The 19,040-nt window shown below is 65.1% G+C and carries 16 protein-coding genes and 2 pseudogenes; 10 read left to right on the top strand and 8 right to left on the bottom strand.

The features are described from left to right. Positions 1 to 77 precede the first annotated feature (77 nt). Positions 78 to 539 (top strand): HTH-type transcriptional regulator Lrp, encoded by a 462-nt coding sequence (gene lrp, locus FEJ81_RS02390; RefSeq protein ID WP_138243762.1) that lies wholly within the window; start codon positions 78 to 80, stop codon positions 537 to 539. 102 nt (positions 540 to 641) lie between these two features. Here lrp and FEJ81_RS02385 read toward each other — a convergent pair whose 3' ends face one another. Both FEJ81_RS02385 and thsB read right to left on the bottom strand, forming a co-directional pair. Continuing rightward, positions 642 to 2,570 (bottom strand): ABC transporter ATP-binding protein, encoded by a 1,929-nt coding sequence (locus FEJ81_RS02385; RefSeq protein WP_138243761.1) that lies wholly within the window; start codon positions 2,568 to 2,570, stop codon positions 642 to 644. Positions 2,571 to 2,858: 288 nt separating this feature from the next. Next, entirely contained in the window at positions 2,859 to 4,529 is a 1,671-nt protein-coding gene (gene thsB, locus FEJ81_RS02380) for a thermosome subunit beta (protein WP_138243760.1), read from the bottom strand. 388 nt (positions 4,530 to 4,917) lie between these two features. Between thsB and FEJ81_RS02375 the strand changes: the two genes are divergently transcribed. Further along, positions 4,918 to 5,670, top strand: a complete 753-nt coding sequence (locus FEJ81_RS02375) for a hypothetical protein (RefSeq protein WP_138243759.1) — start codon at positions 4,918 to 4,920, stop codon at positions 5,668 to 5,670. A gap of 57 nt (positions 5,671 to 5,727) precedes the next feature. Here FEJ81_RS02375 and FEJ81_RS02370 read toward each other — a convergent pair whose 3' ends face one another. The 3 genes and pseudogenes from FEJ81_RS02370 to cysK form a co-directional block, all read right to left on the bottom strand. After that, a complete protein-coding gene (locus FEJ81_RS02370) occupies positions 5,728 to 6,042 on the bottom strand; it encodes a HalOD1 output domain-containing protein (RefSeq protein WP_138243758.1) in 315 nt (104 codons plus the stop codon). A 242-nt stretch (positions 6,043 to 6,284) separates the two neighbouring features. Beyond that, positions 6,285 to 6,614 carry a DUF7577 domain-containing protein gene (locus FEJ81_RS02365; RefSeq protein ID WP_138246697.1) on the bottom strand — a complete coding sequence of 110 codons (330 nt, stop codon included), beginning with the start codon at positions 6,612 to 6,614 and terminating at the stop codon, positions 6,285 to 6,287. A 138-nt stretch (positions 6,615 to 6,752) separates the two neighbouring features. Further along, a pseudogene (cysK, locus tag FEJ81_RS02360) lies at positions 6,753 to 7,693 on the bottom strand (cysteine synthase A). Between the two features lie 141 nt (positions 7,694 to 7,834). Here cysK and FEJ81_RS02355 point away from each other — a divergent pair. From FEJ81_RS02355 to FEJ81_RS02340, 4 genes and pseudogenes are all read left to right on the top strand, one after another. Continuing rightward, positions 7,835 to 8,581 (top strand): SIMPL domain-containing protein, encoded by a 747-nt coding sequence (locus FEJ81_RS02355; RefSeq protein ID WP_138243757.1) that lies wholly within the window; start codon positions 7,835 to 7,837, stop codon positions 8,579 to 8,581. A gap of 110 nt (positions 8,582 to 8,691) precedes the next feature. Continuing rightward, a pseudogene (locus FEJ81_RS02350) lies at positions 8,692 to 9,869 on the top strand (ABC transporter substrate-binding protein). A 244-nt stretch (positions 9,870 to 10,113) separates the two neighbouring features. Then, positions 10,114 to 11,088, top strand: a complete 975-nt coding sequence (locus FEJ81_RS02345) for an ABC transporter substrate-binding protein (RefSeq protein WP_138246696.1) — start codon at positions 10,114 to 10,116, stop codon at positions 11,086 to 11,088. Positions 11,089 to 11,417: 329 nt separating this feature from the next. Further along, on the top strand, positions 11,418 to 12,386 hold the full coding sequence (locus tag FEJ81_RS02340; RefSeq protein WP_138246695.1) for an ABC transporter substrate-binding protein: 969 nt from the start codon (positions 11,418 to 11,420) through the stop codon (positions 12,384 to 12,386). Between the two features lie 193 nt (positions 12,387 to 12,579). Here FEJ81_RS02340 and carA read toward each other — a convergent pair whose 3' ends face one another. Then, a complete protein-coding gene (gene carA / locus FEJ81_RS02335) occupies positions 12,580 to 13,659 on the bottom strand; it encodes a glutamine-hydrolyzing carbamoyl-phosphate synthase small subunit (protein ID WP_138243756.1) in 1,080 nt (359 codons plus the stop codon). 102 nt (positions 13,660 to 13,761) lie between these two features. Here carA and FEJ81_RS02330 point away from each other — a divergent pair, with 102 nt between their 5' ends. Then, positions 13,762 to 14,175, top strand: coding sequence for an Lrp/AsnC family transcriptional regulator (locus FEJ81_RS02330; protein WP_138243755.1), 414 nt, complete (start codon positions 13,762 to 13,764; stop codon positions 14,173 to 14,175). A gap of 129 nt (positions 14,176 to 14,304) precedes the next feature. Here FEJ81_RS02330 and FEJ81_RS02325 read toward each other — a convergent pair whose 3' ends face one another. Beyond that, positions 14,305 to 15,009 (bottom strand): DUF3800 domain-containing protein, encoded by a 705-nt coding sequence (locus FEJ81_RS02325; RefSeq protein ID WP_138243754.1) that lies wholly within the window; start codon positions 15,007 to 15,009, stop codon positions 14,305 to 14,307. 44 nt (positions 15,010 to 15,053) lie between these two features. Continuing rightward, on the bottom strand, positions 15,054 to 15,767 hold the full coding sequence (locus FEJ81_RS02320) for a PHP domain-containing protein (RefSeq protein ID WP_138243753.1): 714 nt from the start codon (positions 15,765 to 15,767) through the stop codon (positions 15,054 to 15,056). Positions 15,768 to 15,821: 54 nt separating this feature from the next. On the opposite strand from FEJ81_RS02320, the gene FEJ81_RS02315 reads away from it, so the two are divergent. From FEJ81_RS02315 to FEJ81_RS02305, 3 genes are all read left to right on the top strand, one after another. Then, positions 15,822 to 16,781 (top strand): diacylglycerol/lipid kinase family protein, encoded by a 960-nt coding sequence (locus tag FEJ81_RS02315; protein ID WP_138243752.1) that lies wholly within the window; start codon positions 15,822 to 15,824, stop codon positions 16,779 to 16,781. A gap of 76 nt (positions 16,782 to 16,857) precedes the next feature. Then, the gene (locus FEJ81_RS02310; protein WP_138243751.1) at positions 16,858 to 17,418 is read left to right on the top strand and encodes an NUDIX hydrolase; all 561 of its coding nucleotides are present in this window, start codon (positions 16,858 to 16,860) and stop codon (positions 17,416 to 17,418) included. Between the two features lie 253 nt (positions 17,419 to 17,671). Beyond that, positions 17,672 to 19,039, top strand: a complete 1,368-nt coding sequence (locus FEJ81_RS02305) for a glycosyltransferase family 4 protein (RefSeq protein ID WP_138243750.1) — start codon at positions 17,672 to 17,674, stop codon at positions 19,037 to 19,039. The last annotated feature ends 1 nt before the right edge of the window (position 19,040 follow it).

Below are 19,040 nucleotides of genomic sequence, written 5' to 3'. Positions count from 1 at the left end.
CTAAGCAAATCTTCTCTCACCACCGGTAAACTGCATATTCGTAAAGTTCTAAAGGGCTCAGTGAGAGGATAGATGTGATGACGTACGAAAATCTCGATGCAAAACTAGTGAATGCACTTCTCGGCGACGGCCGAGCGAGTCTGCGCAGCCTCGCCGAAGACCTCGACGTCTCCGTGACGACCGTCTCGAATCACCTCTCCGATCTCGAGGAGGATGGCGTGATCGAGGGCTACACGCCGAAGATCGATTACGACGCGGTCGGGTACGACGTGACCGCCGTCATCCAGTTGCAGGTCGAAGGGAACGCGCTCCCCGACGTCACCGAAACGCTGCGCGAGCACCGCCAGATGACTAGCGTCTACGAGGTCACCGGCGACTACGACGTGATCGCCATCGGGAAGTTCGAGGACACCGACGGAATGAACGACCAGATCAAACAGCTGCTGACCGATCCCGATATCAAGGCCTCGAACACGAGCGTCGTTCTCAACGCCGTTTCCGAGAACGAACAGTTCGAACTCGAGGTCACGGACGACTGAGACGCGATCCGTTCGAACGACCGTTTTCTAGGATAATACGCGAGTGGCGACAATCGAGTAACCGACGAGCCGACGCTCCGTCGGGCGACCGAGATCGGCCCGTCAGTCGGTCCCGTCGACCAGCGCGTCGGCCGCCGCCTCGCGGTCGCCGGCTTGGGCCGTCCACAGCGTCGCGTACTCGCCGCCGGCCTCGAGTAACGCCTCGTGGGTTCCCCGCTCGACGATTTCGCCGTCCTCGAGCACGAGGATGGTATCGGCGTCCCGGATCGTCGAGAGGCGGTGGGCGATGACGAGCGTCGTTCGATCTTCTGTGAGCCGGTCGATCGAGCGCTGAATCTGCAGTTCGGTCTTGGTGTCGACGGCGCTGGTCGCCTCGTCGAGGATCAACACCGCGGGGTCGGTGAGGACGGCGCGGGCGAGCGCGATCCGCTGGCGTTGGCCGCCCGAGAGCTTGACCCCCTCCTCGCCGACGCGGGTCTCGTAGCCCGCCGAGAGGTCGGTGATGAACTCGTGGGCTCGAGCGGCTTTCGCGGCCTCTCGAACGGCCTCGTCGGACGCGTCGAAGTGACCGTAGCGGACGTTATCGGCGACGGTGCCGTCGAAGAGGAACGTGTCCTGACTCACGTAGCCGACTGCCGAGCGGAGGTCGGCGAGGGCCACGTCCCGAACGTCGTGGCCGTCGATCCGGATCGATCCCGCTCGGACGTCGTAGAGCCGGAGCAGGAGTTTGAGTAGCGTCGATTTCCCGGCCCCCGTCGGGCCGACGAACGCGACCGTTTCGCCCGGTTCGGCCTCGAAGGAGATGTCCTCGAGAACGGGCTCTTCGAACGCCGTCACATCGTCGCCGTCAGCGCTCCGTGCGGCACTCGTGTCGTACCCGAAAGTGATGTCCTCGTACTCGACGCGGCCCTCGACGGGTTCGATGGCCGTCGGGTCGGCCGGGTCCGCGACGTGGACCGGGATGTCCATCAGGCCGAAGACGCGCTCGCTCGAGGCCTTGGCGTTCTCGTACTGGTCGACGATGTTCGACACCTCGGCGAGCGGGGCGACGATCCGCTGGGTCATGAAGAGGAAGACGACGAAGTCGCCGACCGAGAGGGAGCCGGTGAGCGGGCCGGGTGCGGTCCCCGTCGCGAGCCAGAGCCCCCCGACGAGGAAGGTTCCGGCGAAGGCCAGTCCGGCGAGCAGTTCCATGCCGGGCCGGTAGAAGTACGAGAGCCGGAGCACGGCCATCGTATCCTCGTAGAGTCGGCGCGAGGCCTGCCGGACGCGGTCGATCTCGTAGCTCTCGCTGTTGGTCGTCTTCGTCAGGCCGACGCCGGAGAGGCTGTTCTCGAGGCGGGTGTTGAGCCACCCGACCGCGGAGCGTTGGCGAGCGTACCGAGGCTCGACGGCGCGCATGAACCAGATCGTAAAGCCGACCATCGCGGGGATCGCGACGAGGGTGATGAGCGCCAACTGCCAGTTGAGATAGAAGAGGACGCCGGCGATCCCGCCGACCATCACCAGCAGCCGCGCGGAGTTCATCAGGGCGTTGTCCAGAAACATCTCGAGGTTCTGGGTATCGTTGTTCAGCACCGCCATGACCTCGCCGGTCTCCTTGTCGTCGAAGAAGGTCATGTCCAGCCGTTGCATTTTCTCGAAGGAATCGACCCGGACCGCGTGCATCACGCCGTGGGCGAACAGGTTGGCGGTGACGCCGTAGATCCACGTGAAGAGGGCGACGACAAGAAACGAGACGGCAATGGCGGTGATGGAGAACCAGAACTGGGCCATCTGTGCGGTCGGCAGCCACGCGTTCGGCACGATCGGCAACTCGAACGCGCCGTTGCCGGTAAAGATCGCGTCGATGGCGGTCCCCAGCAGCAGCGGCGGGACCAGACTCGCCATCCGAGCGACGAAGTTGGCGACCATCCCCGCCGAAAACCAGCCGAGTCGACCGGGCGCGTACTCGCGAAACAGCCTCGAGAGCGGCCGATCGACGTCCTCCCGGTAGGCGTCGAACGGCGTTTCGTCCTCGTGGGAACTCACTGCCGAGCCGGTACCGGTTCAATCCGTAAACCAAATACGATTTCGGGCGGCGAGAACAACTCGAACCCCCTCGACGAGCATCGGCGAGCGAGCGGTGCGCGGCGCGACGCGCCGCGAGAATGCGAACGGGTGCTTCGCACCCGTGAGCGGTTCGGAGAACCCGAGCGACGCCGTTCACCGAGCGCGTAGCGCTCGGGCCGACGAGCGACCGTCGGGAGCGAGGAGTGCTTTTATACTAAATTTTGCCGAGGGCGCGGCTTCGCCGCGCCCGCAGAGCAAAATTTAGTCTCACATCATGCCGCCCATGCCACCGCCCATGCCGCCCATGCCGCCGGGCGCACCGCCGGGGCCGCCGGCCTCGTCGTCGCCCTTGTCGGTCGACAGGTCGCCGGCGGAGATGATGTCGTCGATTTTGAGCACGAGGTTTGCGGCCTCAGCAGCGGAGGTGACGGCCTGTTCCTTGGCGTGGGCCGGTTCGACGACGCCGGCCTCGAAGGTGTCCTCGACGTCGCCCGAGAAGACGTTCAGGCCGGCCGTGATGTCGCCGTCGTCGTGGGCCGCACGCAGGTCGACCAGCGTGTCGATCGAGTCGAGACCCGCGTTGCCGGCGAGGACGCGCGGGACGAGCTCGAGCGAGTCGGCGAAGGCCTCGACAGCCAGCTGCTCGCGGCCGGAGACGGAGTCGGCGAAGTCTCGCAGGCGCGAGGCGAGTTCGACTTCGATTGCGCCGCCGCCCGCGAGGACGCGGCCGTCGGAGACGGTCTGTGCGACGACGTCGAGCGCGTCGTTGACGCCGCGCTCGAGTTCGTCGACGACGTGGTCGGTCGAGCCGCGGAGCAGGAGGGTGACGCCGTGGGCGTCCTCACCCTCGACGTAGAACAGCTCGTCTTCCTCGTCGCGGGTGACGTCGCCGAAGCCGAGGTCGGCCTCGGTCGCGCCCTCGAGGTCGGAGACGATCGACGCCCCGACGACTTCCGAGAGGAACTCGAGGTCGGACTTCTTGGCGCGGCGCACCGCGAGGATGCCTTCCTTGGCGAGGTAGTGCTGTGCGAGGTCGTCGATGCCCTTCTGGCAGAAGACGACGTCAGCGCCGAGGTCGGCGATTGTGTCGACCTTCTCGCGGAGCTGTTTCTCCTCGCGGTCGAGGAACTTCTGGAGCTGGTCGGGGTCGGTGACCGACACTTCGGTGTCGACGTCGGTCTCCTCGACCTCGATGGCCTCGTTCAGGAGGAGGATGTCGGCGTCAGTCGCCGAGCGGGGCATGTTGTCGTGGACGGGGTCCTTGTCGACGATGCCGCCCTCGAGGAGGTCGGATTCGCCGGCGCTGCGGCCGGTCTGGGTCTCGATGTTGAGGAACTCGAGGTCGACGACGTTGTCGCCGTTCTCGTCCTCGACGGTGACCTGCCGGATGGCCTCGACGATCAGCTGGGCGAGGTGCTCCTTGTTGACCTCGGTGCCCTTGCCGGTCATCGAGGTTTCGGCTGTCTTCTTGAGGAGGTCCTCGTCGCTGGTGTCGATATCGGTCGCGATGTCGTCGATCTCCTCGCGGGCCTGCTCGCTCGCGAGGTGGAAGCCCTTGATGATCGCCGTCGGGTGGATGTCCTGCTCGAGGAGGTCCTCGGCGTTCTTGAGGAGTTCACCGGCGATCGCGACGGCGGTCGTGGTGCCGTCGCCGGCCTCGTCTTCCTGCGTTTCGGCGACCTCGATGATCATCTCGGCCGTCGGGTTGTCGATGTCCATCTCCTTGAGGATGGTGACGCCGTCGTTGGTGATCGTCACCGATCCCATGGAGTCGACGAGCATCTTGTCCATGCCCTTCGGTCCGAGCGTGGACTGGACGGCTTCAGCGACCGCACGGGCGGCGCTGATGTTGTAATCCTGCGCGTCCTTGTCCTTGACGCGCTGGGAGTCCTCGCTCATTACGATCATCGGCTGCCCCTGCTGCATTCGCTGACTCATAGTCGAGCGGATGATTGATTGTGATTCTACATAAAACTTTCCCAATCGCTTCGGTCGTAGCGACGAGCGGGACCTCGATTTGACGACGAAAACCGCCGCAGTGCGCGATGGTGGCGACGATTATCGCCGTCGGTATTCGATCGTCACTCGTTCCCAATCGAACGTCCGGACGGTGCTTTTATATTGGATGCTACCGTGTTCGGTTCCGCCAGCGCGAGCGGGGTCTGTTTTCGTCGCCGAACCCGCCGGTTCGTCGGCGAGATAACGAACGATTTGCGCGGCCGCAACGGTTCTCACCCGCCGGCGATCCGTCGCCCGAACTCTGACTCGGAACCGAGTCAACACAACAGAAGGGTTATGCCGGTAGTCACGTATTACCACTCGAGCAATGGACGAGTCCCCGTCCTTTCCCGAATCGTTCGACGACCCGCGGATCACGCCCCAGTTCTGTCGCCGGCTCTCCGGCGGCGCCGGCGACCTCGTTCTCCTCGGCGTCGTCCACGACCACCCCGCCAGCATCGCCCGCGTCGAGCGCGTCCTCGAGCGCGTCGGCCCGGAGACCCTCGCCCTCGAACTGCCGCCCGTTGCGATGCCGCTGTACCGCGTCTACGCCCGCGACGGCGACGCCGCCGACCCCACGCCGCCGCGGTTCGGCGGCGAGATGAGCGCGGCAATCCGCGCCGCCCCCAACGCGGACCACGTCGGGATCGACGCACCGAACTGGTCGTTCCTCCGGCGGCTCGTGGCGCGGCTGGTCGCCGACCGCGTCTCGCCCGCGACGGCTCGGCGCGTCCTCTCGAGCGTCAGCGGTGCGACCCGCGAGGCACTCGCCTGCCGGGTCGCCGCGACGCTAACCCACGCGACCTCGATGACCGTCGTTCCCGGAGAGCAAGTCGAGTACGACTGCGAGCCGGACGACTCGCCGGAGCAACAGGCCGCCCACGAGCGCTCGCACGTCGCCGGCGTGCAGGCGCTGCTCGGCAGCGTCGAGACGGACGGCAGCGCGCTCACGTACCGGGACGACACGCGCGAACACTGCATGGTCGAGCGACTCGAGGCGATCCGATCGGAGCCGGGCGACGTCGTCGCCGTCGTCGGCGTCGACCACCTCGAGCGACTCGTGACGGACCTCTCGGCGTAGCGACTGGCGATTTTTCGCGGCGAGCACACGACTCGAGTAAGAACAGGACCCGCGGTGTTAGCGCTGTGCGGGCGGTTCGATCAGGATTTCGCCGTCCCCGTGGACGGTTACGTGGTGGCCCTCGACGACGAACGAGAGCGTCCCACCGGTTCGCGGCGAGCCGTCGTGGCGTGGCCGGAAGAGAGCGTCTAGTGCATCCGGATCGACGGTGTCGTACAGCGAGATACGGCTGTCAGTCACGTCGACGCCCAGACAGTCCGCGAGCGCGTGAACGACGGTCGTACTGAGCGTCGCCGGCCCGTGCGGGTCGTGCGAGGCGCGATACAGGGATGGAGAGCGAGACTGCGAGGCGCGGGGAGCGTGTCCATACATTGCGGTCGTCTCCTACCACTCTCTGTTTGGTGACCAAAAGCGTAATCGTTCATTACTGGTCGAACTAGTCAGATCGAACGCAGATAGCGATCAATCGGGCTGTATTTCTCTACAAATGGAACGGACCGTGTGCAAAGGAAGTGTCGAGCAGGCGGGACGGAGCGACGCAGCGTCGCTTCGATCAGCGGTCGAGAGCCACGGCCGGCAGTGCTCGGTTCTCGTCGCCGGGGCTCGAGCCGCCGTCACTGCCGCAGTCCCGAGATACAGTTCCAGCAGTACGTAAACGTCTGATCGGCCTCGTTTCGCGCGCCGCAGTGGGGACACCGGATCGTCTCCCCCTCGAGGTCCGGTTCGCGGTCCTCGTCCACCTGATCCGTGTCGCCGATATCGTCGGGTGCGCGCGGATAGCGGTCGGGACCGGGCGAGGATCGCATGCTTGCACGATCCGGATCAGCGAACGACGGCGCGCGGTCGCTGTCCTCGTCGTCACGCCGGACGTACAGGTAGTACAGTAACAGGTGTAACAGGGCGAACAACGCGACGTAGCCGATGAGCCAGCCCCAGAGCTCCATCACCATGTGGTACGTTCTCGAGCCACTTGGATATTCCCCGATTTCCGGAACCGAGAGAGTCAGGTCAGCGATGACTATCACTGCCGTCGAGAGGTTTGGCGGCGGCGGTGGCTCCGAACAGACTGACTACTCGCCGGGCTACTCGAGGTCGTAGAGGTCAGTCGAGAGGTAGCGTTCACCGGTGTCGGGGAGACGACGACGGTCAGTTCGTCCGGGTGGTCAGTCGCGTAGTCGGCGGCGGCAGCCAGTGCGGCACCCGAGGAAATGCCGACCAGCAGCCCGTCGTCGCGGGCCAGTTTTCGGGCCGCGCGTTTCGCTTCGGCAGCCTCGACGGCGGGGGTCTCGTCGACGAGATCGGTCCGGAGGATGTCCGGAACGAAGCCGGGGCCGATCCCCTGGATATCGTGGCCCGCGGTGCTGAGAGTCGAGAGGGTCGGCGACTCGGCCGGTTCGACCGCGACCGACGTGAACTCGCTCTTTCCCCGCTCCTCTTTGACGTACTCCGAAATGCCGGTGATCGTCCCGCCGGTGCCGACGCCCGCGACGACCGCGTCGACTCGGCCGTCGGTCGCCGCCCAGATCTCCGGTCCCGTCGTCTCCCGGTGGGCCGCGGGGTTGGCCTCGTTCTCGAACTGCCGGGCCAAGATCGCATCCTCCCGGTCGGCGGCGAGTTCCGCGGCACGCTCGTTCGCGCCGCCCATCCCGTCCTCGGCGGGTGTCAACTCGAGGTCGACCCCTAACGCCTGCAGGAGTTGCCGGCGCTCCGTCGACATCGAGGACGGCATCGTCAGCACGCAGTCGTAGCCGCGCGCGGCGGCGACGGCCGCCAGCCCGATCCCCGTGTTGCCGCTGGTCGATTCGACGACGGTGCCGCCGGGCTCGAGCGCGCCGTCTTCCTCGGCGGCGTCGAGGATCGCCCGCGCGATGCGGTCCTTGACCGAGTAGGGGTTGTGCGACTCGATCTTTCCGAAGCAGTTGTCGGCGAAGCCGTCCAATCGAATCAGGGGCGTCTCGCCGATCAGTTCGTCGACGCTCTCGACGGCATCGATCTCGGCCGCGGGTTCGACGGTTCCGTCCATTATCGTCTTCGACTGCCGGGACCGCACTCCCAGTTTCCCCGAACATCTTCGGGCAGGCTGCCGGCGAATCGGCGACTCGAGAGTGAAAGATCCCTTTGAGCTTGGGGTGGGCTTTTTTCCGTTCCCGCTAGTCGATTCTCCATGGATCGACGACAGTTCCTCGCGGCCTCGAGTATCGGCCTGACAGCGGCGATCGCGGGTTGTGCGGGCAACCCTCTCAGTAGTAACGACTCCGCGGAACCGGACTCGGACGCCGCCACGAACGCGGCCGCCGGCGAAATCACAGTCAGCGCGAGCGGCGAGGTCGACGCGGACCCGGACCGGGCGATCGTCAGCGTCGGTGTGCAGGCCACGGGCGAGAGCGCCGACGCCGTAACCGACGAACTGGCGACGGGTGCCGAGCGGCTTCGCGGGACGTTCGACGAACTCGGCATCCCCGAGGAGAACATCGAGGAAGGACGCTACCGGGTTCACCCGAGACGCGGGCGAGACGCGGAGGGATTCGAGGGATCCCACTCCTTCGAGGTGACGGTCACCGACGTCGACCGCGTCGGCGAGGTCATCGACGCGTCGATCGAGGCCGGTGCCGACGATATCGGCCGGGTGAGCTTTACGCTCCAGGAGGAGACGCGATCGGCGCTGCGGAAAGACGCGATCGACGCCGCGCTCGCAAACGCCGACGAAGAGGCGTCCCACATCGCCGATAACCGCGAGATCTCACTCGAGGGGACGACGGCGGTAACGACTGGCGACGTACAGGTCCGGCCGGTACAGGAGAGCGTCACCAGCGGCGACGCGGCCGACGGCGCGGCACCACCCACGGAGATCGAGGCGGACCCGGTCAGCGTGAGTGCCAGCGCGACGGTGACGTACGCGTTCGCCGAGTGACCGCGCCGATCGGAAAAGCGGACGCTTCGCGGTCGCACCGTATCAGTTCGGGATGGTTTTGGCCGGCCTAAACCGAACGCTTTTTGAATTGTTAGGGGAGCCTAAAGCGTATGGACAGACCGCAGCAGTTCGATCGAACGCGACGGGGATTCCTCGGAACGGGAGTCGCAGTCGGGAGCGCGGCGCTGGCCGGCTGTCTCGACGGAACCGGCGACGACTCGGGGGTGGGAGACTCGTATACGGTGTCGATGGCACCGATGGGCGATGTCGAGTTCGACAGCGTCCCGGAGAACGCCTTCGTCACGTTCACGCAGTACGCCGACATGGCGGTCGCGCTCGGCCACGGCGACGCGGTCCAGACGCTCTTCGCCCCGGAGATGTCGGGGACCACGATGAACAAGTTCTACGACCGGCTCGAGGGCGTCAGCGAGTTCGAGTGGGAAGGCCTCGAGAACCCGCTCGACGGCGGCGTGACGAAAGAACAGTCTACAACGCGGAGAGCGACGTTCACTTCCTCGATCCCTCCTACGTTCTGACGACCCAGCCCGACTGGAGCGAGGGAGACATCGACGAGATCACCGAGACGGTCGGCCCGTGGATCGGCAGCTACCACAGCGGCGTGCACAGCGAGCCGGCCGAGGCCTACGCGGACAGCTACGAGTACTACACGCTCTGGGAACTCTTCGAGAAGGTCGCGGCCGTCTTTCAGGAAGCGGAGCGGTACGAGGCACTCAACGAGGTCTACGAGGAGACCCGATCACACATCGAGTCGAACCTGCCCCCCGAGAGCGAACGGCCCACGGTCGCGCGGGTCACGCTCGGGGACGGCGTCTTCTACACCTACCACCTCAACACGCCCGGCTTCTGGCAGGCCGAAACGCGACCGCTTGGCGCACACGACGCGCTCGAAGACATCGACTGGCCGGACGACGACTGGGGCAACATCGGCTACGAAACGATGCTCGAGGCCGATCCCGACGTGATCCTCCACATCTGGGGGATCACGTCGCAGTACGCCATCGACGACATTCGCGAGCGACTGGCGTCCCACCCCGCGGGCAGCGACCTGACCGCGGTCGAGAACGACCGGGTCGTTGCCAGCGGCATGCGGTATCAGGGTCCGATCATGAACCTGTTCCAACTCGAGATGACGGCCAAGCAGCTCTACCCCGAGCAGTTCGGCGAGTGGCCCGGCTACGAGGACGGCGAGTCCTACCCCGAGATACCCGAGGACGAACGATTGTTCGACCGCGAGCGCGTGACCGAGATCGTCACCGACGGAGCGTAGCTGACTGACGACGGTTCCGACGGCGGCGACACAGGGTTGGACGCCGATCGGCGCAACGACCGAGCAACCGATATTGTTTTTAGGCCGGCCTAAAAATCTGAAGGCGATGAGATCGAGCGAAACGACGCGGCGGCAATTCATCGGTTCGGGGGCCGTTACCGGCGGGATGCTCCTCGCAGGGTGTATCAGCGGCGGCGGTACGGACACCTCGAGCGGCGAGACGTACACGGTCTCGATCGCGCCGATGGGCGAGGTCGAATTCGACGGCCCGCCCGAGGAGTGGACCGCGTTGCTGCCGACGTACGCGGACATGGGGTTTGCACTCGGCGGCGGGCAGACACTCGGGATTCAGGACCACGCTCGGTTCGGGACCGACGCGTACGAGGAACTTCCCGGCATCGAGTTCGACGAGGACGACATCGTGGAACTGACCGAAGGCGGCGTCGACACGGAACTGTTCTACGAGATGAACGCCGACGCCCATTTTATCGACCCACACATATTGACACACTGGTACGATTGGGATCAGTCCGATGTCGACAAAGTAAGAGACGAGATCGGGCCCTTCTTTGGCAACTTCATTCGCCGCCACAGTGACGAGTGGCACGATTACCGCTACTACGACCTCTACGAGGCCCTCGAGCTGATGGCCGAGGTCTTCCAGGCACGAGCGCGCTACGAGGCGTACGTCGCCCTCCACGACGAAATGCTCGCGACGATCGACGAGCGACTGCCGCCGGCCGAGGAGCGACCGACCGCGATGCTCCTCTACCCGGCCAGCGGCTCGGGCCTCGAGTTCTTCCCCTTCCGATTCGACGACGGCGGGATCAGTACCAAACAGTGGCGCGATCTCGGACTGACGGATGCACTCGCCGCGACCGACGTGGGCCACTACAGCTACACCGATAGGGGGACACTCGATCTGGAGACGCTCCTCGACATCGATCCCGAGGTGTTGCTGGTGCGCAATCACGGCGGTGAGTCCGACTCGGAGTTTCAGGAAGCGGTCCTCGAGCCGTTACAGGACGACCCAGTCGCGAGCGAGGTCCAAGCCGTCCAAGACGAGGCCGTCTATAATGCCGGCTACCTCGATCAGGGGCCGATCATCAACTTCTACCATACCGAACGCGCTGCGAACGACATCTATCCCGACGCGTTCGCGGACGCGACGCTGTTCGACCGCGAGCGCGTCGCGAACATCGTTACCGGGGACTTCTGAGACCGGGGCGGATTGCGGACTGCGAACGCGATCGCCGACCCGACGCCGGTGTCACCCTCATGCTCGGTTCGCTATCGCAGTCGGACCGGTACGGGAACTGAGACGACTCTTCACGTCAATTCCGCTGAACGACGCCCAACCGAACCGGTATAGTTTTTAGGCCAGCCTAAAACATGGTCGGTATGCGACGGACTGAGACAACGCGGCGGCAATTGGTGGGGACGGGAGCGGCTATCGGCGGCGCGCTCTTGGCGGGGTGTGTCAGTGACGACGGACCCAGTGACTCGAACGACTCGAGCGACGGCCCGTACACGGTCTCGATGGAACCGATGGGAGCCGTCGAATTCGACGAACCGCCCGAGGAGTGGACCGCGTTGCTGCCGAGTTACGCGGACATGGGGTTCGCACTCGGCGGCGGTCAGACGCTCGGGATTCAGGGGCACGATCGATACGCGACGGAGGCCTACGACGAGCTTCCGGGCGTGGAGTTCGACGAGTCCGCGGTTCGGCAGCTAAACGACAACGGCGTCGATAAGGAACTGTTCTACGAGCTGGAAGCCGAGGCCCACTTCATGGAGCCGAACCAGTTGCTCAACTGGTACGGCTGGAGCGAGTCCGACGTCGAGGAGATCGAAACGGCCCTTGGTCCCTTCTTCGGCAACTTCATCCGGCGACGCAGCGACGAGTGGCACGACTACCGGTACTACGACCTCTACGAGGCCTTCGAACTGATGGCCGAAGTCTTTCAGGCACGAGAGCGCTACGAGGCGTTCGTCGACCTCCACGACGAGATGCTCGCGACGATCGACGAGCGACTGCCGGCCGAGGAGCGACCGAACGCGATGCTCGTCTATCCGGCCGACCTGCCGCCGACGGAGTTTCATCCCTACCGGTTCGACGACGGCGGGGTCAGCACCAAGCAGTGGCGCGATCTCGGCCTGACCGACGCGCTCGTGGCCAGCGACGTGGGCCACTACACCGGCGACGGCGGCACGGTCGACCTCGAGACGATCATCGAGGTCGATCCCGACGTGCTACTGGTCCGCGGACAGGAGGGCGTCTCCGAGTCGGCGTTCCGGGAGTCGATCATCGAACCGCTGCGGGAGGATCCCGCCGCGAGCGAAGTGACGGCGGTCCAGGACGGAGCCGTCTACAACGGCGGCTACCTCGACCAGGGACCGATCATCAACTTTTACCAGACCGAACGTGCCGCGAAAGACATCTACCCCGACGCGTTCGCGGACGCGACGCTGTTCGACCGCGAGCGCGTCGCGAACATCATTACTGGCGACTTCTGAGACGGCAAGCGCGGAACGCAACCTCGAGCGGCGATCAGCCCGCCTCGCGGGCGGCCATCTCGTCGGACCAGGGATCGACTCGGGCAGGGGACGGTTCCGTCTCGAGATGGAACCGGAACCGGCGCTACCGGTGTCGATCAGTTGCAGCAAAACGGATAGGAAAACGGCTGCAGTCGGCGGTCAGTGGCGACGTTCAGTCGTCGGCGGGAACCGCCTGCGTGTCCGCTCGCTCGGAAGCCATGGCGAGCACGTCGTCGAAGAAGTCGAGGGTGTCTTCGGGGCCGGGGTTCGCTTCGGGGTGGTACTGGCGGGTGATCACGTCGTACTCGATGCCGTCGATCCCTTCCGGCGTGTCGTCGTTGACGTTAATCTGGGTGACCTCGAGGTGCTCACCCGGCTCGGCGACCGTGTAGCCGTGGTTCTGGGTGGTCATGACGACCTGCCCGGACTCGAGGTCGAGGACGGGCTGGTTGACACCGCGGTGGCCGAAGGTCATCTTCTCGGTGGTGCCGCCGAGCGCCTCGGCGACGATCTGCTGGCCGAGACAGATGCCGGCGACGGGCGTGTCCTCGACGAACGCCTCGACGAGGCCGATCGCCCCCTCGAAGTTGACCGGGTCGCCGGGGCCGTTCGAGATAAAGAGGATGTCAGGGTTGACGGCCTCGACGTCGTCGACGCTCGCGTCGTAGGGGAACACGTGGACCGTCGCGTCGCGGGCGAGCAGCGAGTCGACGATCGAGCCCTTCGCGCCGCAGTCGATCAAGGCGACGGTCTCGCCGTCGTTGTCCTCGCCGTGGACCTCGGGCTCGTCGACGCTGACCTGTGCGCCGATATCGGTGTGGTCGCTCATGGCCTTGCACTGCTCGAGTTGCTCGAGTGCGTCGTCCTCGGTGACGTCCTCGCCGACGGCGATGCCGCACTTCATCGCACCGCCGTCGCGGATGTCGGTGACGACCTCCCGCGTGTCGAGGTGGTCGACGGCCGGGACGCCCTCGCTTGCGAGCCAGTCGACGACGTCTTCGGTGAGTTCCTTCGCGAGCACGGCACGCGGGTGGACGCGGTCGTCCTCGAACCGCTCCTCGCGGACGCCGTAGTTGCCGATCAGCGGGTACGAGAAGGTCAGGATCTGCTCCTCGTAGGAGGGGTCGGTCAGACTCTCCTCGTAACCGGTATACGCTGTTGTGAAAACGAGTTCACCGCGAGCCGTCCCTTCTGCACGGCCACGTCCCTCGAGTACGTGACCGCCTTCCAGTGCGACGTAGGCTTCCGTCATTACGATCTACGTATCGGATGGACCATCATAAGTGTTGTCTTCGAAGCTCAGTTACGATTTTCGTAATCGGTAAGTGCGGGTCACACGTAGGTACGCATCTCCATGGACGACCTGGACCGACAGATCCTCGATATCCTCCGGCGAGACTCCCGGACGCCGTACACCGAGATCGCCGACGAGGTTGGAACCAGCGAGGGGACCGTCCGCAACCGCGTCGAGCGTATGATGGACGACGACATCCTCGAACGCTTTACCATCTCGACCCGGACCGGCAACGTCCAAGCGATGCTCGAGATCAGCGTCGCGGTCGACGTCGACACCAAAGGGGTCTCCGAGCGGATGGCCGAGTGGGACGAGGTCGACTTCGTCTGGATGGTCTCGGGCGAGCAGGACGTGGTCCTCGTGGTCGACGCCGCGGACACGCGCGGGGTCAACGATCTCATCACGAAAGCCCGCGATCAGGAGGAGGTCGTGAGCACGAAGACGCGGTTGATTCTGGACGAGGAACTAGGGTGACCAATCTACGCGGTGCGAATGCCGAAAGCTATAAATCTGAGACGCGATAATCTGTACTCGAGTGAGTGGTACAGGGGTCGATGATCCCGCTGTGACGGGGTATGAGCCCTCTGTTGCTGCTCCCGGTTTTCATCTAGCGAATCGAAGATCGTGAAGAAGTCCTGACGCAGTACTACAGTCGCCAGTTAAGAGGTTTCGTCGCCAACTCACAGCGGCGATATCAGCGAACTGAATCCCCGGTGTTGCCTTGCTATTTCGAGTGGCATAGTCGATTTCGGTATCCGTTGAGAGTCTCGATTCGGTAGCCCGTTGAAATTCGTTCGCTGCCCGCTTCCACACCGTAGCGTCCAGTAAGACTCGGACACGATCGTACGATGAGGTATCTACGAGGCCAGCGGAGAACAACGGGGTGAGAACTGTATTAAGTGCGAGCCGTTTCATGATCTCGGGAATCGCGAGTTCGTTATTTGTTAACCCGTCGACGGTGACAGCGCTGATATCGGGCTGGACCATCGTCACTGTAAACCCGAGCAGATAACTCATCGACCATGCTCGAGACGGGCAACGGATCGAATCGTCCTCGTACATGAGCTGTTTGAGGTGACTGATCAATCTTCCGAGCGTTGATGAATCGTAGTCCTTCCCTTTCAGTTCCGATGGCGGCGAGGAAAGCGACTCGAGTGTCGCTGCCTTCGAGAGAAGTTTTTGACTGGTCGAGACGAGAATATCCTGCGGACGGTCACGGTCTGATCCGAACCAGCATCCAGCGACGGTAAAACAATTACCAGAACTGGGAACACCGCTTTCATCGATACAGATGTAGAGCGTTCCCATTACGCCGCCGATAGTCAACAAATCATATTATTCCCGTCGATTATTCAAGGACGGTCTTCGCCCGGCGGCTTCCCGACACCCGGCGTCGGCCGTTCGATCGCGTCGATCACGTGCTTGCGCTCGTGGATCGCCCGGTAGCCGCGGCGGAGCAGGCGGTCGAATCCCGATTTGGAAACGCGCGCGTTGACATCGCCGCGGCGGATCGCATCGACGATCGACTCGGGCGTGAGCCGGTCAGCCTCGACGATCGTGTACGCCCGGCCCACCTCGAAGGGGTAGTGGGCGTCGCTGCCGCCGACCAGCGGGAGGTCCCGCTCCTCGGCCAACTGCTCGACCAGCGGCCGCGAGCGGGGGTGTTTGCCGTTGACCTCGATCGCGTCGAAGGGCACGTCCTCGAGTTCGCGTACCGTACTGTTCCGGAACGGATGGGCGACGATCGCGGCGCAGTCGCGGTCGTGGGCCAGCGCGACCGCCTCCGCGGGGGAGAGCGCCCCGGGTTTCGTCGCCGCGGGCGGGTCGGGGCCGACGACGAGGACGTGGCCCTGATCGGTCGTGATCTCGATTCCCGGCAGCGTCTCGACGTCGGGGGACGGATCGAACGCCGTGTAGTAATCGTGGTTGGTCGTCGCGACGCCGTCGAGGCTGCGCCGGTCGGCCGCTTCGGCGAGCAGTCTGACACCGAGCGGGTCGAACCGGTCGCCGAGCGATCGCCGACCGTGGAAGAATCGCGTGTGTGCGTGGAGATCGACCGCGTACATGGTCGTGCAAACGCCGGGCAGACCCTTTTGCGTGCGGCCGGCATGCACTGCAGTATGGCATCCGCGGAGTCGAGCGACCGCCTTCTCGTTCTCAATCCCGTCAGCGGCAGCGGGGACCACGTCGACACCGTCGTCGAACTCGCCGCCGAGCACGATTTCGAGATTCGTCGGACGGAGGAAGCCGGTGACGCGACGCGATTCGCCCGCGAGGCCGCACCCGACGCCGACCTCGTCGCGGCGGCCGGCGGCGACGGCACCCTCAACGCCGTCGTCAACGGCGTAGACGCGGCGGACGAACTCGAGACGACGACCGTCGCGGTCGTCCCGGCGGGAACGGGTAACAACTTCGCGACGAACATCGGAATTCGGGGGATCGAACACGGCTTTACGGTGATCGAGGAGGGCCAGCGACGAGCGATCGATATCGCGACGGCGAACGGCCGGGCCTTCGTCAACTCCTGTGTCGGCGGGATCACCGCCGAGGCGAGCGGCGAGACGTCCGCGGAGAGCAAGGCGGAGTTGGGCGTGCTCGCGTACGTGAAGAACACGCTCGAGACGGTCGGCGAGTTCGACTCGCTCCCGCTCCGGGTGGAGACGGCCCCGGGGCCGGACGGCGAGACGGCGCGGGCGTGGGAGGGCGAGGCGCTGTTCGTCCTCATCGGCAACTGTCGGCGCTTTACCGGCGCACGGACCGCACAGGCCCACGTCGAAGACGGCCTGCTCGAGGTCACGATCGTCGAGGACGCCGCGGCGACGAATCTGGTCGGCGGGGCGGCGTTGGAGGGACTGATCGGACAGGACAGCACGCATATCGTCCGGCGGCGAACGCCGTCGCTCGCGATTGAGAGTAGAGAGGACTCCGTCGAGTACAGTCTCGACGGCGAGATGCTCGAGACCGAAACGTTGCACCTCGAGACGGACGCGGAGACGCTGACGATTCCCGTGGGTGAGGGCTACCAGCCCGATCCGGACGACGGGGACCTGTGGCCGCTCGAGGGGCCGACGAATCGGTAGCGTCACCGACGCTATCGATTCGAAACACCCGCGACGAGACGATACTGGTTTCAAGAGCCGTCGTAATTGTGGAGGTATGAGCACGCCGGAGGAGGACCTGCAACACGAGAACGCGGGACAGGACGTAATCGCCGTCGACGCCGACGACACCGAACTCGAGCTAGTCAACCGACTCGACGCCCACACGGGCGACGGGATCCGCCACCGCGCGTTCACCTCGCTCGTCTTCGACGGCGAGGGGAACGTCCTGCTCGCCCAGCGAGCGCCGGACAAGCGCCTGTGGGGCACCTACTGGGACGGCACCGTCGCCTCCCACCCCGTCGAGGGCCAGAGTCAGGAGGAGGCGACCCGAGAACGTCTCGAGGAGGAACTGGGGATCACCCCCGACCAGTACGACGATCTGGAACTGACCGACCGCTTCGAGTACAAGCGCTACTTCGAGAACGCGGGCGTCGAACACGAGGTCTGTGCCGTCTTGCAACTGACCCTCTCCGACCGCAGCCTCGATCCCAACGAGGAGGAGGTCGCCGGTCTGATGTGGGTCCCCTACGAGCGACTCCACTCGAACCCGGAGTGGTACCGACAGCTCCGACTCTGTCCGTGGTTCGAGATCGCGATGCGTCGAGACGCTCGATAACGAGCGCCGCGAGAGCCGCCTCGACACCGAACCAGTCCGGGATCTGACGCGACGTCGAACTATCCAGCCCGGAAACGGCTTCCATCGCTTTTGATAGATTCGAGCGAGAGGCGCACTCGAGGACGGAAACGGCGTCTTCGGGTCCGGCATCCGCCGTCCAAGCCGACCACGTCTCGAGATCGAACACTATCAAGAAACAGTACACGAGCGGGAGGTTTATAGGGGAGTGCCTACACGTGACGGATAGACTGCGATGGTCACTGGTACGCTGAGACGGCTTCTCCCGGGGAGTGTGATTTCCTCGTCCGCGTCGGCGACGGGAACGACCGCCGCGGGAACGACGGAGTCGGAGCCGTCACTCGAGGCGGAGCGTCGTCCCGACGGTCCGCTCGATATCTGTCTCCTGAGTTATCGCTCCAACCCCTATTCGGGTGGACAGGGCGTCTACGTGAAATACCTGAGTCGGGCGCTGACCGATCTCGGCCACTCCGTCGACGTGATCTCAGGGAAACCCTACCCCGAACTCGACGACGACGTCGGGTTGGTGAAACTGCCCGGCGAGAACATCGTCGACGAACTCGATCGGCTGGGGCAGTTCGAAACGTCCTATCTCCGCGACCCGCTCGCGCTGTACGAGTGGCTGAGCGCGCTCACCGGCGGCTTTCCCGACCCCTACGTCTTCGGCCGGCAGGTCGTCGACTACTTCGAAGCGCGCGACCCCGAGTACGACGTGATCCACGACAACCAGTCGCTCTGTCACGGCCTCCACACGCTCCGCGAGCGGGGCCACCCCGTCGTGGCGACGGTGCACCATCCGATCACCGTCGACCGCGACGCCGCCCTCGCCGCGGCCGACGACTGGAGCGAGCGGCTGCTGATCCGCCGGTGGTACCGATTCCTTCGGATGCAACGCGAGGTCGTCCGGGAGCTGCCCCACGTGCTGACCGTCTCCGAGTCGGCCAAACGCCGCACCGTCGCCGACTTCGGTGCCGATCCCGACTCGATCCGCGTCGTCCACAACGGCATCGACACGGACCTGTTCGAACCCGTCGACCGCGACGCCGAGCAACTGCGCGTGATGACGACGGTCAGCGCCGACGTGCCGCTGAAGGGGGCTCGCCACCTGCTCGAGGCGTTCGCGGCCGTTCGGGACTCGATCGACGCCGAACTCGTCGTCGTCGGCGAGTTCGACGAGGGCGGCGACTGCGACCGACTCGTCTCGGAACTGGGCATCGCGGACGCGATCGAGACCCACAGCGAGATCAGTTACGAGCGGATGGTCGACCTCTACGGGACCGCCGACGTGGCGGTCGTCCCCTCGATTTACGAGGGCTTTGGCCTCCCTGCGGGTGAGGCGCTTTCCTGTGGCGTGCCGGTGGTGGCGACCACCGGCGGCGGACTGCCGGAGGTGGTCGGCGACGCCGGCGTCCTCGTCGAACCGGGCGACGCCGACGCGCTGGCCGAGGCGATCCGCGACCTGCTCGCGGACGACGAGCGCCGCCGGCGACTCGGCGAGCGGGGCCGGGAGCGGATCGTCGAGGAGTTCGACTGGGAACGAGCAGCCCGAGAGACGGTTCGAACGTACCGCGACGCGATCGAAACGCAGGGGAACGGGGCCTGAG

The organism is Natrinema versiforme (assembly GCF_005576615.1).
In the GTDB taxonomy this organism is placed as follows: domain Archaea; phylum Halobacteriota; class Halobacteria; order Halobacteriales; family Natrialbaceae; genus Natrinema; species Natrinema versiforme_A.
This window is presented reverse-complemented; position numbering and strand designations above follow the sequence as displayed.

Coding starts and splice junctions, on each gene's coding strand:
- lrp (WP_138243762.1), top strand. CDS start 78: ATGACGTACGAAAATCTCGATGCAAAACTAGTGAATGCACTTCTCGGC.
- thsB (WP_138243760.1), bottom strand. CDS start 4,529: ATGAGTCAGCGAATGCAGCAGGGGCAGCCGATGATCGTAATGAGCGAG.
- FEJ81_RS02375 (WP_138243759.1), top strand. CDS start 4,918: ATGGACGAGTCCCCGTCCTTTCCCGAATCGTTCGACGACCCGCGGATC.
- FEJ81_RS02370 (WP_138243758.1), bottom strand. CDS start 6,042: ATGTATGGACACGCTCCCCGCGCCTCGCAGTCTCGCTCTCCATCCCTG.
- FEJ81_RS02365 (WP_138246697.1), bottom strand. CDS start 6,614: ATGGAGCTCTGGGGCTGGCTCATCGGCTACGTCGCGTTGTTCGCCCTG.
- FEJ81_RS02355 (WP_138243757.1), top strand. CDS start 7,835: ATGGATCGACGACAGTTCCTCGCGGCCTCGAGTATCGGCCTGACAGCG.
- FEJ81_RS02345 (WP_138246696.1), top strand. CDS start 10,114: ATGGGCGAGGTCGAATTCGACGGCCCGCCCGAGGAGTGGACCGCGTTG.
- FEJ81_RS02340 (WP_138246695.1), top strand. CDS start 11,418: ATGGGAGCCGTCGAATTCGACGAACCGCCCGAGGAGTGGACCGCGTTG.
- carA (WP_138243756.1), bottom strand. CDS start 13,659: ATGACGGAAGCCTACGTCGCACTGGAAGGCGGTCACGTACTCGAGGGA.
- FEJ81_RS02330 (WP_138243755.1), top strand. CDS start 13,762: ATGGACGACCTGGACCGACAGATCCTCGATATCCTCCGGCGAGACTCC.
- FEJ81_RS02325 (WP_138243754.1), bottom strand. CDS start 15,009: ATGGGAACGCTCTACATCTGTATCGATGAAAGCGGTGTTCCCAGTTCT.
- FEJ81_RS02320 (WP_138243753.1), bottom strand. CDS start 15,767: ATGTACGCGGTCGATCTCCACGCACACACGCGATTCTTCCACGGTCGG.
- FEJ81_RS02315 (WP_138243752.1), top strand. CDS start 15,822: ATGGCATCCGCGGAGTCGAGCGACCGCCTTCTCGTTCTCAATCCCGTC.
- FEJ81_RS02310 (WP_138243751.1), top strand. CDS start 16,858: ATGAGCACGCCGGAGGAGGACCTGCAACACGAGAACGCGGGACAGGAC.
- FEJ81_RS02305 (WP_138243750.1), top strand. CDS start 17,672: ATGGTCACTGGTACGCTGAGACGGCTTCTCCCGGGGAGTGTGATTTCC.